Consider the following 14,475-nt stretch of genomic DNA (forward strand, 5'->3'; position numbering starts at 1 on the left):
ATAAGTGGGATCTTGAGGGAATAGATGGGATCGGAAAACAAGAAGGAAAGCGGCCTGTAGAGCGATCAAAACTCTGCAGGCCGTTTTCGTTGGCGCGGATCCACAAAATGATCAATGGATCCGAAATCGGCGAAAAATCGCTAGTGAATTGATCACAGTCGATTTCGTGAAGCGGGCTTTAAACCGGCTTTAAACGCCAGGGGTACCCAAGCATGGGTTGAAGTCCCAACCGGGTTCTATTCCATCATCAGTTGGCTTGGCGATGACCTTGCCGGACGCCAGTATCTTCTGATATTCAAACTTTGAAATCTGCCGCACCCAGCACTTGCACTCACTGCTATTGGGCGGGAAGTGCGTTTTCCACCATGGGTCATCGACGGGCAGCAGCACGCCATCCCACTGGGGATGGCAGGGTTCACGGCTAGGTCCAAGCTGATAGATCAAATAGGGCATGGCCCGCTTAGTACGCTGGATGCGCTGCCACTGGGCGGCCGCTCTCTCAACACGAATATTCATCTCACTCCTCCACGTCACGCGCGATATGAACGACCTGGCCAATCAGCTCAAAGGTATGCAGCTCACCATTCGCCAGCTCGATAGGCTGGTAGCGCTGGTTGTCGCACAAGAGCAGCACCGCGCCAGGTAGTACCTGCAGGCGCTTCACCAGGAACTGGTCAAAGTTGCGTACAACGTAGATGTGACCGTCGACTGGGCGCGTTCTGCCCAGGTGCACCACCAGGGTGTCATTGTTGCTGATGGTGGGCTCCATGCTGTCTCCGGTGCCCCAGAAGATAGCCAGATCCTTTTCGTCAAAGCCGCGTCGTTTCAGCCACATACGAGGGAAGGCGCGTCGTTGCGCCATGCCGACATCCCCTTCAATCCTGATGCCACCAACCCGCTCCAGGCCCTTGTAACTGCTCAACAGCACGAACTCTTCCATAAACTGGTTTAGATAAACCGCCGGAAGCTCTCGCACGCTGGGGTGAACCTCTTCCGGTACCCGCTCTATCTCAATCAGGTATTCAATGCCTGGTCCCTTGACGCCTTCCTGTTTTCTGAATTGCCACCCATCACGCTTCGCTTTCTTGTGTACGCCTTGGATCGTGCTGGGCATGCCAGGGAGTGCAGCGATCTCTTTTGCTGACATCCATTGGTTTATCACAAACTCTCCTCACATAAACTCCGTTTATATAAACAGATGGAAGTTTATTTCTTTGTTAATCAATGATATGTGATGCTTTTTTATAAACCTAGATATAAACCACTTGCGGGCTATCGGTTTATCAATAAACTGGTAATCAGAAACGGTTAACGGAACTGGTATGAATCCTAAGCCAGAAAGAAGGTGAATGAAATGCACATGAACGATTGGCACCGCGCGGACGTGATATCCGCACTGAAAAAACGAGGCACAAACATGGCTCGTTTGTCCCGTGAAAACGGCCTTGGGGCCGACACGCTTTACAACGCTCTGGCCCGTCCTTGGCCGAAAGGTGAAGGCATCATCGCCAACGCAATCGGCGTCTCTCCATCCGAGATCTGGCCGTCCCGTTATTCCGAAATGAAAGAAGCGGTCTGACGGAGGTCGTCATGGAGTGGTTCTCAATCAATGAAGTGCTCGGCCTTGCTGGGCTTCCATCATCCGCGATGGGCGTTCACAAGATGGCCAAGCGTGAAGGCTGGATCAGCCGCCGCAAAGAAGGCGTGAGAGGCAAGGCGCTGGAGTTCTCCGTTGCCAGTCTGCCCCCCGTCACCCAAGCCGCCCTGCTGCGCAAGTCAGGCAAGGTCAAGGTCGGTGGCATGACGCTGGATCTGCCCAAGCCCCAGGCGCCGCGCTACAGCAAAGAGCAGCTGTGGGCCAACTGGAGCAAGGCTAACGACAAGGCCCACGCCAAGGCCAAGGACCGCCTGAAAGCGGTGCAAGCCGTGCATACCCTGGTGGCGAACGGCAGCACCCTGATGGAGGCCTACCAGCATATTTCTGCCGAGTTCGCCATCGCGCTGCCGACCCTGCGCCGCTACTGCGCCGCCGTGAAGGGATTCGATGACTGCGACTGGCTGGCCGTGCTGGTACCCAAGCAGCAGCAAGCCGCCACTGAAAGCCGCGCTGCCCGGCTGGCCCCCGTCAGCGATCAAGCCTGGGAGTACTTCAAGGCCGACTACCTGCGCCGCGAGCAGCCGACCGCTTCCGCCTGTTACGAGCGGTTGAAGCTGGCCGCCCGCGATCAAGCCTGGGCCGTGCCCAGCCTGACCAGCCTGATGCGCCGTCTGGATCTGGAAGTGCCCAACCAGCAACAGCACGGCATCGAGCGTCTCCGCCAGGGGCCTGGCATCGGCCATGACGGCGGCGGCACCGGCCTGCTGCAACTGGCCGCGGGCCTGTTCGCTGAGGTCGATGCCATAGGTGGTGAGCCCGGCCCGCAGGCAGGAACGGGCGGCGCCCATGCCCATGGCGCCCAGGCCGATGACCGCAACATGATAGGGAGTGCTCATCTCGTGATTCCTCGATTACGACTGATGAGCAGATAGTAGAGGCTTGCGGCGATGAAATATCAGGCAGGCATCACAAAAAATAACTTATTTCGTGTTAATTTTTGTTATTTATGAGGGTTGAGATTCTTTCGAGTCAAATTTTGGTGTTTTTTGTGTGAATAAATGTGATTTGTGAGCCCGTTTCAGGTTATTTATCATTTTTTCCCAGGTCGCTGGGGTAGAATGGCACCTTCCTTTTCCCGAGGCGCGAGGCAAGATGATTCCCGTAGAGCGACAGCAACGTATCCTGCAACTGCTGGCAGAGCGCGGCGTGGTCAGCATAGTGGAGCTGACCGACTGGCTGCAGGTCTCCCACATGACCATCAGGCGCGACATCCAGAAGCTGGAGGAGCAGGGGCGGGTGCTCTCCGTCTCCGGCGGGGTCAGCCTCTCCCAGCGGATCAAGAGCGAGCCCTCCCACACCGCCAAGCGCAGCCTGATGCAGGGAGCCAAGCTGGCGATCGCCCGGCTTGCCGCCGCCCAGGTGAGCGAGGGGAGCACCGTCTATCTGGACGCCGGCACCACCTCCCTGGAGCTGGCCCGGGAGCTGGCGCTTCGGGAAGACTTGATGATAGTGACGAACGACTTCATGGTCTGCGCCTACCTCATCGAGCACGGCCGCTGCCGCCTCTATCACACCGGAGGGCAGGTCATTCGCGAGAACCAGTCCTGTGCCGGGGAGGCTACCGCCCACTTCCTGCGCAACCTCCATCTGGACATCGCCTTCCTGTCAGCCTCCTCCTGGGACAGTCAGGGGATCTCCACCCCGAGCGAACAGAAGGTGCCGGTGAAGCGGGCCGTGGTGGAGTCGGCGGCGACGCGCATCCTCATCTGCGATTCGTCCAAATATGGCAAGGTGGGGACCTTCAACGTGGTGAGCTGGGATGCGATCGATCAGGTGATCACTGACGAGCAACTGCCCCAGAGCGCCCGCGAGGCATTGGCACAGCACGGGGTCAGGGTGACCATGGCGCCGCTGGCCAGTCTGGTGGCCAGCGCCGAACAGGGGTAAGGAAAGGGGCGACAGGGGGCGAATCACAGCGCCGCCTGACCGGGATCAGCGACCCTCTGCGGCCGGTGCATCCGTCAGCTTGGCGGAGCCTTGGATCACCTCCCCCGCCTTCTCGATGTCCCGTCCCATCCCGTGGATGGTGTTGCAGCCCAGCAACCAGAGGCTGGTGCACAGCACCAGCAGCATGCGATTCGTCTTCATCCTTGCTCCTTTCATGCTATGGGGTCAGTTTGAGCAGGCGCCCCTGGTCTGAATCCGTCAACAGGTAGAGGGCGCCGTCGGGGCCCTCCTTGACGGTACGGATCCGCTCCCCCAGATCGGTCAGCAGCCGCTCTGCCGACACTATCTTGTCTCCGTCGAGGTGCAGGCGCAACAAGGCCTGACCGCGCAGGGCGCCGACCAGCAGATCCCCCTGCCACTCCCTGAACAGGTTCCCCTGATAAAAGGCCATGCCCGAGGGGGCGATGGAGGGCACCCAGATCCAGCGCGGTGCCGTCATGCCCGGCGCGCTCTGGCCCACGCCAATCTTGCCGCCCCCGTACTCCTCGCCAAAGGTCACTCTGGGCCAGCCGTAGTTGTGGCCTGGCAGGATGAGGTTGACCTCGTCCCCGCCCTGGGGACCGTGCTCGTGAGCCCAGAACTGCTGGCTGCCCGGACGCAGGGCCGCCCCCTGCATGTTGCGATGGCCCAGGCTCCAGATCTCCGGCAGGGCCCCCGGCGTCTTGACGAAGGGGTTGTCGGCGGGGACCCGGCCATCCTTGTGCAGGCGTACTGTCTTGCCGAGGTGGTTGTCCAGCGTCTGGGCCCGCTCCCGCTCGGTGTAGCGATCCCCCAGGGTGATGAAGAGGTGGTCATCCGTCAGCACCAGGCGAGAGCCGAAATGGACGCCGCCAGCCACCTTGGGCTCTTGGCGAAACAGCAGTTGCCAGTCGACGAGGGCGTCTTTTTGCAGCCGGGCCCGGGCCACGGCGGTGCCGGCGCCCCCGTCCCCCGGCTCGCTGTAGCTGAGATAGAGCCAGCCATCGCTGTCCAGGGCGAGATCGAGCAGACCCCCCTGGCCCGTGGCGGCGAGGGGCGGCAGGCCGGAGACCACATGGCGGTTGCCACCCGCGTCGATGCGCAGCAGGCGCCCAGGGCGCTCGCTGACGAGGTAGCCGCCATCCGGCAGCAAGGCCAGTCCCCAGGGGTGGCGTAGCTCCCCCGCCACCGGGGTCAGGGTCAGCGCCCGCACCGGGAGCACCAGGCAGACAAGCAGCAGGGCAAACAGTCGCAACATGGGGGCCTCCTCGCTCGGCCAGACCTGAATGTCGCTGAAGTATAGGGGAGGCAAACGGGAAAACGTGAGCAACAACAAGCCATTGGATGATACCGGCAGCGCCGGTTGTCCCTTGGGGCAGGAAGGGAAAGGGGGTGAGCCAGGGCTCACCCCCTCTGGCTAGAAGAGGGCTGGCACGATGCGAAGCGGGTGCTCCGATGGTTTGACTTTGCCTATCTTGCGCTTGGGCAGCTTCACCGGCTCCGTCGGCAGCGCCTCGTAGGGGATGTGCGCCAGCAGGTGGGAGATGATGTTGAGGCGCACCCGTTTCTTGTCCTCGGAGTGGGCCACGAACCAGGGGGCCCAGGCGGTGTCGGTGGCGATGAACATGGCATCCCGCGCCCGGGTGTAGTCATCCCAGCGATCGAAGGACTTGATGTCCATGGGGGAGAGCTTCCAGATCTTGCGGCCATCGTCGATGCGATCACGCAGCCGCCGCTCCTGCTCTTGTGGGGTCACCTCCAGCCAGTACTTCAGCAGAATGATGCCAGAGTCCACCAGGGCTTTTTCCACCATGGGGGTGCCAGCCAGGAATTTGTCGCTCGCCTCCTCGCTGCAAAAACCCATGATGCGCTCCACCCCAGCCCGGTTGTACCAGCTGCGATCGAAGATGACGATCTCCCCCGCCGCCGGCAGATGGGGGATGTAGCGCTGGAAGTAGAGCTGGCTCTTCTCCCGCTCCGTGGGGGCGGGCAGTGCGACGACCCGAAAGACCCGGGGGCTGACCCGCTCGGTGATCGCCTTGATGGTGCCCCCCTTGCCGGCCCCGTCACGCCCCTCGAAGACGATGCAGACCTTGAGCCCCTTGTGCACCACCCACTGCTGCAGCCTGACCAGCTCCACGTGCAAGAGGCGCAGCGCCTTTTCGTATGCCTTGTTGCCAAGGGGCTGTTGCGCCTCGGCCACGACCGGTTCTTCCGTTCTGGATTTTCGTTTGCTGCCCATGATGTCCTTCTCTGTGTCTCGGCGAATGGAGGGCCGTCCTGCCGGACGGCGCCCTTCAAGGGTAGATGACGGTGTGCCGCCACCGGGAGTGGCAACTACAGGGGGATGGCCGGGATCATCTTTGGTGGGGCTCGCGGGGTTGTTGGTGGCAGTGAGACATTGAAGAGGGGGGGGCGGGACCTGGCCGCCATGGATACAGGGGAAATGGCGCAGAAACGCACAAGGGGCTGGCATCATGACGATGCCAGCCCCTTGTTTTGTATGGCGTTCCCGACTGGAGTCGAACCAGTGGCCTGTCCCTTAGGAGTCCAGAAATTATTAGTTTCATATAGAATCAGTTGGTTTTATACGAAATGTTTTTTTGATTAAAAACAGCTGGTTACATAATATGTCTGTATCAAGGGGTTTCATAAAGTCTCACTCCAATGCACTGCACTGGAGGGGTACGGGGAGGGGTACGGATGGCGATAAGTAAAGACTTGGAGATCTCGTCACTCAAGCCAGTTGAAGGGGTTAAAGTGAAACGCTATGCGATTCAATCGAAGCATGGTGGCGGGCTCAAAATAGAAATCCGTGAAAGTGGCCTCAAGCGTTTTGTATATCGCTTCAAGATTGGTGGTAGTGAAGGAGAATTGTTGCTGGGGAGTTATCCTGCCCTGACTCTGGCTAAAGCCAGAGAGGAGCATGGGAAAGCGTTGCTGCTTGTGAAGCGGGGCATTGATCCCACCAAGTTTGCGGCGCAAGAAAAGGCTAAAAATGAAACGGCCCTGACGATGGATCAGTTGCTTGGACGATGGCTTGATGCACAGCGTGTTGCTCAGGTCGTCAAACCCAAAACCCTCCAATGCCATCAGGATCGTTGGAATCGTCATCTCAAGAAGACTCTGGGCAACATTCGCTTAATCGATCTGACTCGTGCCCACTTGGCACAAGCGTTAGAGATAACTAGGCGTGCAACAAAAGACGAAACCCGTAAAGGGTTGGGAACGCTTAACCAGATGTTAGATTATGCAGTGGTTCACTGTCTGCTTGAGGCCAACCCTGCGAGACTGTTGCGCCCAAAAGATTTTGGTGCCAGTGCTGGCTCGCCAAGAGAGCGATGGTTGACCGTCCCCGAATTGCGCAGGTTATGGAAGGCGATAGATGAGGATCTTGGGAGTGGTGGTAGCTTGGCGGCCGGAGGGCGTGGTGTTTCTCGCCATGCAACGATTTCTATACCTGCTGCGAATGCGATTAAGTTATTAATACTGACCGGATGTCGTAGAGGTGAAGTCGCTAATATGCGTTTTTCACAGATAAAAGATGATATATGGACTATACCTGAAACCAAAAATGGTAGAGCTCATACTGTCTTTATTTCCCCTCAGGCGAAATCGGTCATTGAAGAGCAGGCGCAGTATGCCAATGGTGATTTAGTATTCGAATCTGATCGTCCAAAAACAGATGAAATCGAGCCGATTTTAGTTGATTCCATTACTCGGGCTCTAAGGCGATTCATCGCACGATGTTTACCTGATATGGACCCATTTACTGTCCATGATTTGCGGCGTAGTGCGGCTACTAACTGGGCTGAAAGGCTAGGTGTTGAGGAAAGAGTTATTGAGCTTTGCTTGAATCACACCCCCATTAACAAACTTATTAGAACTTATCACCGTTCACGTCATACCGAGAAAACCCGACTTGTCTGGATTAATTGGGGGAGACTGGTAGCTGATGAGGTGATGCAAGATCCTGTTACTGAAGCAGCAGTTAATAACGTTGTGAAGGTGAGCTTTAATAGAAAGTAAATGTGGCTATGATGATTTTTAGTGATGGACTGAATGATTTAATCATTCAGTCCATTTTTTATATTGCGCACCGTTTTGCGTATGCCTCTCTAATCAACTCTTCTATGATGGTATTTTTATTTTTCTGTTCCATTTGGCTTAGTTCGTCAAGAATATTACCTATATCTTTACTCATGTTAATGCTGTATTGTTTCTTTTCTAGATTTTTATCACGATATACTTTTTGGCTCCATGCCTTCTTGATGTTGGAAACTAAAAGTTTATATCTATCAATATTAGTGATGCTTAATACATCTAAAAATGAAACAAGATCATCTTTTTGAGCTGATGTACCATTTAAAACTAATGGGACATAATCTATTTCTTTATGCTCAAGATATTTGTGTAGCCATGTTGTTTTTTCCTTGTTTTGTTTGTTAAGCCAAAACTTAACATCATCATTTTTCATTGCTGATTCAGCAGATTCGGATATGGCTCGTACTAATTTTTCCTTTTCTATTTTGTTGCAAGGTAGTCTGTTGATAAGTGCAGTTATATCCTGCGTACTTATTTCAGTATTCCATTTTTTATTAGTGTGTGTGTGCGTTTTTATGTTTTCATCGAGTATTGATGGGCTCAATAAAAACACGCACTTATGTTCTAGTTGTTGGTCTTTTTTTTCTATGGATATACCTAAGTGACTCAAAAATCTCCATGTGAAGTAATGCAGCCTCGTATTTTTATTATCTAGCCAGTAATAATGTTTTTCTGTAAGGCATCTTGTGTGAAATTCATCCAGTAAAGTGTCAATCCATTTTTCAAGTCCATTAGGTCGTTCATTTCTTACATTGTAGTTATGCATAAAAGCAAAAGCACTAGCAGTATTGCAGGCATCTTTTAAATTCTTGATTAGTATATGGCGAGGTGGTGTATCTACAGCTTGAGCTTGATTGATTTGACCTGTTCTATACCAGAGGTAGTCCACAAAAATAGGGTCATCTAATTTCTTATAAACTTGCACATCCACACCATTATCATGAATTGCCATAATACCCCCCCTTAATCTACATTGTAGTGTTTTGTGTTGATTTATGGTTGCGTTTAGTGTGTGATTTTTCATGGTATTTTTCAAGCTTTTATTGTTGCTTATGTTGGCGGGATGACCTGTGAGTGCATGGCTCAGGCTCTGCAATCTAACCTACTTAGTGGCATTGAAGCACTCTGGGAAAACTAGTGATTGTTTCTTCTGCATGGCTAATCGGCTTAGGGGCAATGTGAGAAGCTATAAACGTAAATATTAACATTGTTGGTCCAGCTATGGAAAAATAGCCGGATCCAAAAAATGAAACTAATCAAACTCAAAGAAGTCACGGAAATGACGACGCTATCCAAAGCGACAATTTATCGTTTGATGAGCAAAGGGGAGTTCCCTGGTGTCGTTCGTTTAGGGCCTAGAGCGGTCGCTTGGATGCAGAGTGAAGTAATAGAATGGATTGATTCGAAGGCATCTGCTAGATAGGAGAGGGCAAGCTAAGTTCAGAGTAATTTTCTTGCTTTAATAACCGGTATTACTGGGGTTTTATTTAAAATAATCACGTATTTCCCGGTGATTAAGGAGGTCGATAAGTCCGGTAATAGTAATATATACACACAAGGTGTATACCAAGGTAGAGGGTGTAGGAGATATATCGAGGGAGAGGGTGATACACCGTCAGAGTGTATCACAGAGTATACCAACGAGAACATGTGATATACACGAAGTGTATACCAATCAGATATACATCAGGCTTGTACGTCAGATACAAGCCATTAGCCGTATACATCGGCATAGCGCAGCATATGCAAAGCACAGAGTGCTAAATGCAGGTTGGTATATCAACCCACTAGGTTGATAATAGAGCAAGGTATCAGTTGGCTGTAAAGTTTTACGCAGCAGTCCTCATTAATGACGATGAGTACTGTCACCTGAGCATCTAACCAACTGGCATGGGTATTCCATGTAAATCATAGGGCCGTATATGAAATCAAATGGCGGGTATTGTTTAATAGGCAACGAGCTAGACAACTTGCAAGTTGTGGCTGAAGCCGAGCATGGTAAAATATCCTTGGAACAACTGAAAACATCCGTGGAGGTAATCATAAACTTTTTGAATAAACATCCACGAGTATTTGCTGTACGCGTTGATCTGCGTTTCCCTCATATACCAGTTATGGATGATCCGGACATGCCGACAAGCTTTCCACCGGAGGTAGAAGAGGAAAAGGTTATTACGCGCTTTATTGCTTCACTAAAAAGCCAGATACATGCGTTACGTCATCGTAAGGGTAAGACTGGTAAACCATTCTTCTTGGGTTATATCTGGGTAAAGGAGCAAGTAACAAGCCAGCACCCTCATTATCACGTGGTGCTACTATTTAACCGAGATGATTACGGTTATCTTGGTGATTACGCTAATTTTGATGCGGATAACATGGCTACGCGTATTCGTAAAGCTTGGTGCAGAGCATTGAGGCTTGCATACCCTGACTATGCGTCTTTGGTTCATTTCCCTCCTGACGCAGAGTATCGATTTGATCGCAGAGATGCAGTTCTGCACAATGAGAAATTTTATAAATTCTTGGAGAGGATTGGATATTTCTTTAAATTGCGTTCGAAAGTAGAAGGTGGACGTAATTACGGGCGTAGTGAACGGATAAGGTAATGTTCACACTTAATTCACTGGCTCTAGTGGGGATGCTTGGCCATTCAAATTCAATTCGGGAGTTTCTACTCCCGGATCTGTTGAGCAAATTCCCCTTGTTGACTGTCATCAGACACTTTAGCGTAGATGCTTGCCGTAAACTTGGTAATAAACTCCCGCCAAATCCTCAGGAGCTGAAGATCTAATCCACATGTTTTTATAGGTGTTAGAAGCCAGCAATTGTGAACCAGAGCAAGCCGCGTAAGCCCACAGTGGTATACCATGGTTTCATTTGATTATATCACAGCATGTGAGCCACAACGTATTCACATGACTTACAGCGCGTGCAAGCCCAGCGGTACAGGTGCTGGTTAGCTCTATCGGGAGAAATTGAATGCAGATTGAAAAGGTTCGGATTGAGGGATTCCGGCTCCTTCAAGATGTTGAAGTCATGCTAGAGAAAAGCTCCACGGTAATCGTAGGGCGCAACAACAGCGGAAAGACATCGTTCACCGATATTTTTGATCGTTTTACCGGAGAGACCGGGGCACGGTTTCGCTTGGAAGACTTCTCGGCTAGTCAGCGAGAACGATTCTTCGAGGCAAAGACGCTGAGAGAAGAGGGAGCAAAACCAGAAGATGTACTCGCCGTGCTCCCAAAGATCTCTCTTACGCTAACCTTTCGCTATGACTGTGCAGCTACGAATTTTGGGCCTCTTTCGCCATTCGTGATTGATTTGGATATTGACTCCACCACAGCCATTGTTCGCGTCGAGTACAAAGCGACGCTGGCAACCCTCCACACTCTGCTCGATGTACCTGCCGAGCCAGAAGGTGTCGAGTCAAGAACACACTTCTTCCGCTCATTACGCGGTACCTTGCCTAAGGCATACAACATTCACGTGTTCGCCATCGACCCCACGGATGATACCAATCGGCGTGATTTTGAGGGTACGGCCGCACTAGCGGCTTTACTGCAGTGCAATTTCGTTCGAGCACAAAGAACGCTCGACCATGCGAAGCATGGCGACGCAGATGTCATTGGCAAACTGCTCAGCGCGCTATTCAAGACCGCTTCCGCACCTACGGCCGCAGCAGGAGATCAGGATCTGGCGGCAAAGCTGAAGGCGTCAGTCGAAGGCATCGAACGCAGCATTCAAGGTAACTTCGATGAAATGCTGAAGAAGCTGCTGCCTGCCATGGAAGTTCTGGGCTTTCCAAGCCTCAACGATACCGAGCTTCGGCCCGAGACCTCATTGAATGTTGAGGCCCTGCTTTCGGACCACACAAAAGTGGTCTACACCGGCACAGACGGGGTACATCTTCCGGAAGGCTATAACGGCCTCGGCACTCGCAATCTGATCTACATGTTGTTGCAGCTCGAAAGCTACCACAAGGCCTACCGAGCCAAGGCAACCCGCCCAGCCACACATCTAATCTTCGTCGAAGAGCCTGAGGCTCATTTGCATCCGCAGATGCAAGAGGTTTTCATCAGTCAACTGAATGCCGCCATTAGAAAGCTGTCGGCGAGCTACCCCGAAGAAGCTGCGTGGAGCGTTCAGTTCGTCATCACGACGCATTCTCCGCATGTTGCAAATGCCGCATCGTTTGAAGCAGTACGGTATTTCCTAAATGAGTCGCCGAGCCAGGCAAATGCTCGTCAGACCAAGGTTAAAGATTTCAAGAAGGGCATGAGCAGTATCTCTCCCGACGACCAGAACTTCCTGCACCAGTACATGACATTGACCAAGTGCGATCTGTACTTTGCGGACAAGGCCATTATGGTCGAGGGGACGACGGAGCGGCTGCTGATGCCTCGGCTGTGCGAATTGGTTGATAGGTCGCTCGACGACAAGCACAAGCTGGCCAGACAGTACGTGACCTGCGTCGAGGTCGGCGGAGCTTATGCGCACATCTTCTATCCACTCCTCGACTTTCTCGAACTCAAGACCTTGGTCGTCACCGACCTGGACTCAACCAAACCTGTTGAAAAGCAGAACAAGAAAGGAAAAACGATTACGACTTGGGACAAGTGCCCTGTGGCTGAAGGCAAGCGGACGTCGAACGCGGCTATCAAGGAATGGTTTCGCCCCGAAGATACCGATGGAAAGGATGACTGGCAAATCACTCCTGCCGAGCTTATTGCCAAGACTGCCGAAGAGAAGCAAAGCGGTTACCGTCGCATTGCCTATCAGATAGCAGAGAAGCCTGGTACGAACGTATGCGCCCGCAGCTACGAAGACGCGCTCGTCTTAGCAAACCCGGATCGATTTGAGTGGCCAAAGGAACAGGACGAGGCCACTGAAGCGTGGGAGATCGCCCAGGGGCTCGCGAAAGCGGATACGGCCTTGCGGTTCGCCATTCGCGAGAAAGAATGGGTGGTACCCCGCTATATCCAGGAAGGCTTGGCATGGCTTTCCGCCCCTCCTCCTCCACCCACACAGAACGTTGAAGCGCCAGCCAAGGAGGAGGCAATATGACTAAACCTGACGAGAATCCCGCACTCATCGCTGCACAAGAGGCTCAAAGAAAGATCAATGAGGCTCTTGATGCGGGTCACAGCTTTCGCCTTGAAGCTGGTGCCGGCGCAGGCAAGACGTATTCCCTGGTCGCCGCGCTGAAGCGATTGATTGCGGAGCGAGGCCCAGCCTTGATCCGAGCGGGGCAAAAGGTAGCCTGCATCACCTACACCGAAGTTGCCCGTAATGAGATTGCTCAGGAGATTGAGGATCATCCCGCTATTCTGGTCAATACCATCCATGGCTTCTCGTGGGCATTCCTACGCCAGTTTCAGAAGGCGCTACGTGACCTCGTGGGGGAAATGGAGGATAGGAAAGAGAAAGTCGAACAAGGCGGAGGTATTGGCTCAAAGCCTGTGGATTACGACCTGGGATTCTTCGGCGTCGACATGGACAGAGTCACGCTGAGTCACGACGACATCCCAGAGATGATGGCCAAGCTTCTACAGAAGGAAAAATTTCGACGCATCTTGACCCAGCAGTTTCCAGTGATTTTTATCGACGAGTATCAAGATACCCATCGCCAATTCATGGAGGCGATTAACGAGCACTTTTTAAAGCCCGAAACCGGGCCCCTCGTTGGTCTATTTGGGGACCACTGGCAAACCATTTATCGAAGTGAATACGAGCTCGCGGAGTATCCGATCAAAGAAATTGCCAAAGGCTCCAACTTTCGGTCGGTTCCCGCAGTCGTAGATGTGCTGAATAAGCTGCGCCCTGAACTACACCAAGCCGTTCATGACCCCGAGGCAAAGGGCGAGGCGCGCTTCTTTCACACCAACGCTTACAAAGGTCAACGGACAAATGACAGGCACTCCAAAGAGGATCTGCCACCTGATTTGGCCCGATGCACTCGGGAAAATTTGATGCAACGGCTGCAAGCCGAGGGCTGGGACCTGAGCAGGACGAAGGTACTGATGCTTACCCACAACGTCCTAGCCGCTGAACAGGGCTATCCCAACCTCGCTGAGGTATTCAGTGGCCGTAACGATCTGTTCGTAAAAAAGGAAGACCCGACGATCAAGTTCTTTGCAGAAGTCGTTGAACCCATATGTGCAGCCTACGGCGCATCTCGCTACGGCGATATGTTCAGGGCATTCGGATCCGGTCCTGCGATAGCCAAACATGAAGACAAAGCCTGTTGGCGTCGCGACATGGATGCTCTCCAGAAGCTGCGTGCAGAAGGCACGGTCGGACAGGTCATTGACCACCTGAAGGTGACAAGACGTCCATCGCCACCAGACCGCGTATTGCGGCGTGACGAAGAACTCATCGCACTAAACGGCGACCCCATACCTGAGGATGCGTCCGCACTTATGCGGTACAGCAAGCTGCGGGACATTCCTTACGGAGAGGTCGTCGAGGTGATCAAGTTCATCGAAAAGCAAACCGCCTTTGCTACGCAACATAGCGTCAAGGGCTCGGAGTTTGAGAACGTTCTTGTAGTGCTGGGAGGCGGCTGGAACCACTATAACTGGCCACAACTACTCGAGCTAATTGAGACAAATGCGCTGAATGCAAAAAACACGAAGGGCTTCTATCGTGCTCGTAATCTCTTTTATGTATCCATCTCCCGACCTATGACGCGACTCGCCGTGCTGGCCACACAGAGCATGCCGGATACAGCTCTCGCAGCGGTGAATCGTCTTTTTGGACATGACAATATCGAAGAGCTTATTATTGCCGAATAGATGTTTCATACTGGC

At 53.0% G+C, this 14,475-nt stretch carries 11 protein-coding genes and 3 pseudogenes; 8 read left to right on the forward strand and 6 right to left on the reverse strand.

Going from position 1 to position 14,475, the window contains the following annotated elements; genetic code table 11:
• Positions 1 to 189: 189 nt before the first annotated feature.
• The gene (locus tag AB5Y68_RS14110; protein WP_052258900.1) at positions 190 to 516 is read right to left on the reverse strand and encodes a hypothetical protein; all 327 of its coding nucleotides are present in this window, start codon (positions 514 to 516) and stop codon (positions 190 to 192) included.
• A 1-nt stretch (position 517) separates the two neighbouring features.
• A complete protein-coding gene (locus AB5Y68_RS14115) occupies positions 518 to 1,162 on the reverse strand; it encodes a S24 family peptidase (protein WP_052258902.1) in 645 nt (214 codons plus the stop codon).
• Positions 1,163 to 1,360: 198 nt separating this feature from the next.
• On the opposite strand from AB5Y68_RS14115, the gene AB5Y68_RS14120 reads away from it, so the two are divergent.
• Both AB5Y68_RS14120 and AB5Y68_RS14125 read left to right on the forward strand, forming a co-directional pair.
• A complete protein-coding gene (locus AB5Y68_RS14120; RefSeq protein WP_234704047.1) occupies positions 1,361 to 1,579 on the forward strand; it encodes a helix-turn-helix transcriptional regulator in 219 nt (72 codons plus the stop codon).
• Between the two features lie 11 nt (positions 1,580 to 1,590).
• Positions 1,591 to 2,235 (forward strand): annotated as a pseudogene (locus tag AB5Y68_RS14125) (DNA-binding domain-containing protein); the annotation flags it as partial.
• A 54-nt stretch (positions 2,236 to 2,289) separates the two neighbouring features.
• On the opposite strand, the pseudogene AB5Y68_RS14130 reads toward AB5Y68_RS14125, so the two are convergent.
• Positions 2,290 to 2,493, reverse strand: a pseudogene (locus AB5Y68_RS14130) (NAD(P)-binding domain-containing protein); the annotation flags it as partial.
• Between the two features lie 256 nt (positions 2,494 to 2,749).
• Here AB5Y68_RS14130 and AB5Y68_RS14135 point away from each other — a divergent pair.
• Positions 2,750 to 3,544: a DeoR/GlpR family DNA-binding transcription regulator gene (locus tag AB5Y68_RS14135; protein WP_039041069.1), complete on the forward strand. Its 795-nt coding sequence runs from the start codon at positions 2,750 to 2,752 to the stop codon at positions 3,542 to 3,544.
• Positions 3,545 to 3,625: 81 nt separating this feature from the next.
• Here the strand turns inward: AB5Y68_RS14135 and AB5Y68_RS14140 are convergent.
• Both AB5Y68_RS14140 and ppk2 read right to left on the reverse strand, forming a co-directional pair.
• Positions 3,626 to 4,820 (reverse strand): annotated as a pseudogene (locus tag AB5Y68_RS14140) (PQQ-dependent sugar dehydrogenase); the annotation flags it as partial.
• Positions 4,821 to 4,979: 159 nt separating this feature from the next.
• Positions 4,980 to 5,804 carry a polyphosphate kinase 2 gene (gene ppk2, locus AB5Y68_RS14145; RefSeq protein WP_039041071.1) on the reverse strand — a complete coding sequence of 275 codons (825 nt, stop codon included), beginning with the start codon at positions 5,802 to 5,804 and terminating at the stop codon, positions 4,980 to 4,982.
• A gap of 461 nt (positions 5,805 to 6,265) precedes the next feature.
• On the opposite strand from ppk2, the gene AB5Y68_RS14150 reads away from it, so the two are divergent.
• Positions 6,266 to 7,591, forward strand: coding sequence for a site-specific integrase (locus tag AB5Y68_RS14150; protein ID WP_201882703.1), 1,326 nt, complete (start codon positions 6,266 to 6,268; stop codon positions 7,589 to 7,591).
• A 58-nt stretch (positions 7,592 to 7,649) separates the two neighbouring features.
• Here the strand turns inward: AB5Y68_RS14150 and AB5Y68_RS14155 are convergent, their stop codons facing one another.
• Positions 7,650 to 8,618 (reverse strand): hypothetical protein, encoded by a 969-nt coding sequence (locus AB5Y68_RS14155; protein WP_201882704.1) that lies wholly within the window; start codon positions 8,616 to 8,618, stop codon positions 7,650 to 7,652.
• A gap of 294 nt (positions 8,619 to 8,912) precedes the next feature.
• On the opposite strand from AB5Y68_RS14155, the gene AB5Y68_RS14160 reads away from it, so the two are divergent.
• From AB5Y68_RS14160 to AB5Y68_RS14175, 4 genes are all read left to right on the forward strand, one after another.
• Positions 8,913 to 9,089, forward strand: a complete 177-nt coding sequence (locus AB5Y68_RS14160; RefSeq protein WP_076362302.1) for an AlpA family transcriptional regulator — start codon at positions 8,913 to 8,915, stop codon at positions 9,087 to 9,089.
• A 499-nt stretch (positions 9,090 to 9,588) separates the two neighbouring features.
• A complete protein-coding gene (locus AB5Y68_RS14165) occupies positions 9,589 to 10,272 on the forward strand; it encodes an inovirus Gp2 family protein (RefSeq protein ID WP_201883973.1) in 684 nt (227 codons plus the stop codon).
• 373 nt (positions 10,273 to 10,645) lie between these two features.
• Positions 10,646 to 12,730: an ATP-dependent endonuclease gene (locus AB5Y68_RS14170; RefSeq protein WP_201889693.1), complete on the forward strand. Its 2,085-nt coding sequence runs from the start codon at positions 10,646 to 10,648 to the stop codon at positions 12,728 to 12,730.
• Complete coding sequence (locus AB5Y68_RS14175) at positions 12,727 to 14,460, forward strand: UvrD-helicase domain-containing protein (protein WP_201883175.1); 1,734 nt, start codon at positions 12,727 to 12,729, stop codon at positions 14,458 to 14,460. Before AB5Y68_RS14170 ends, AB5Y68_RS14175 begins: the two co-directional genes overlap by 4 nt.
• Positions 14,461 to 14,475: the final 15 nt, after the last annotated feature.

This window comes from Aeromonas sp. R6-1, from assembly GCF_040908165.1.
GTDB classification, from domain to species: Bacteria; Pseudomonadota; Gammaproteobacteria; order Enterobacterales; family Aeromonadaceae; genus Aeromonas; species Aeromonas caviae.

What these genes read in the sequence shown, in the direction of transcription:
- AB5Y68_RS14110 (WP_052258900.1), bottom strand. Translation starts at nt 516, where the DNA reads ATGAATATTCGTGTTGAGAGAGCGGCCGCCCAGTGGCAGCGCATCCAG.
- AB5Y68_RS14120 (WP_234704047.1), top strand. Translation starts at nt 1,361, where the DNA reads ATGAACGATTGGCACCGCGCGGACGTGATATCCGCACTGAAAAAACGA.
- AB5Y68_RS14135 (WP_039041069.1), top strand. Translation starts at nt 2,750, where the DNA reads ATGATTCCCGTAGAGCGACAGCAACGTATCCTGCAACTGCTGGCAGAG.
- ppk2 (WP_039041071.1), bottom strand. Translation starts at nt 5,804, where the DNA reads ATGGGCAGCAAACGAAAATCCAGAACGGAAGAACCGGTCGTGGCCGAG.
- AB5Y68_RS14150 (WP_201882703.1), top strand. Translation starts at nt 6,266, where the DNA reads ATGGCGATAAGTAAAGACTTGGAGATCTCGTCACTCAAGCCAGTTGAA.
- AB5Y68_RS14155 (WP_201882704.1), bottom strand. Translation starts at nt 8,618, where the DNA reads ATGGCAATTCATGATAATGGTGTGGATGTGCAAGTTTATAAGAAATTA.
- AB5Y68_RS14160 (WP_076362302.1), top strand. Translation starts at nt 8,913, where the DNA reads ATGAAACTAATCAAACTCAAAGAAGTCACGGAAATGACGACGCTATCC.
- AB5Y68_RS14165 (WP_201883973.1), top strand. Translation starts at nt 9,589, where the DNA reads ATGAAATCAAATGGCGGGTATTGTTTAATAGGCAACGAGCTAGACAAC.
- AB5Y68_RS14170 (WP_201889693.1), top strand. Translation starts at nt 10,646, where the DNA reads ATGCAGATTGAAAAGGTTCGGATTGAGGGATTCCGGCTCCTTCAAGAT.
- AB5Y68_RS14175 (WP_201883175.1), top strand. Translation starts at nt 12,727, where the DNA reads ATGACTAAACCTGACGAGAATCCCGCACTCATCGCTGCACAAGAGGCT.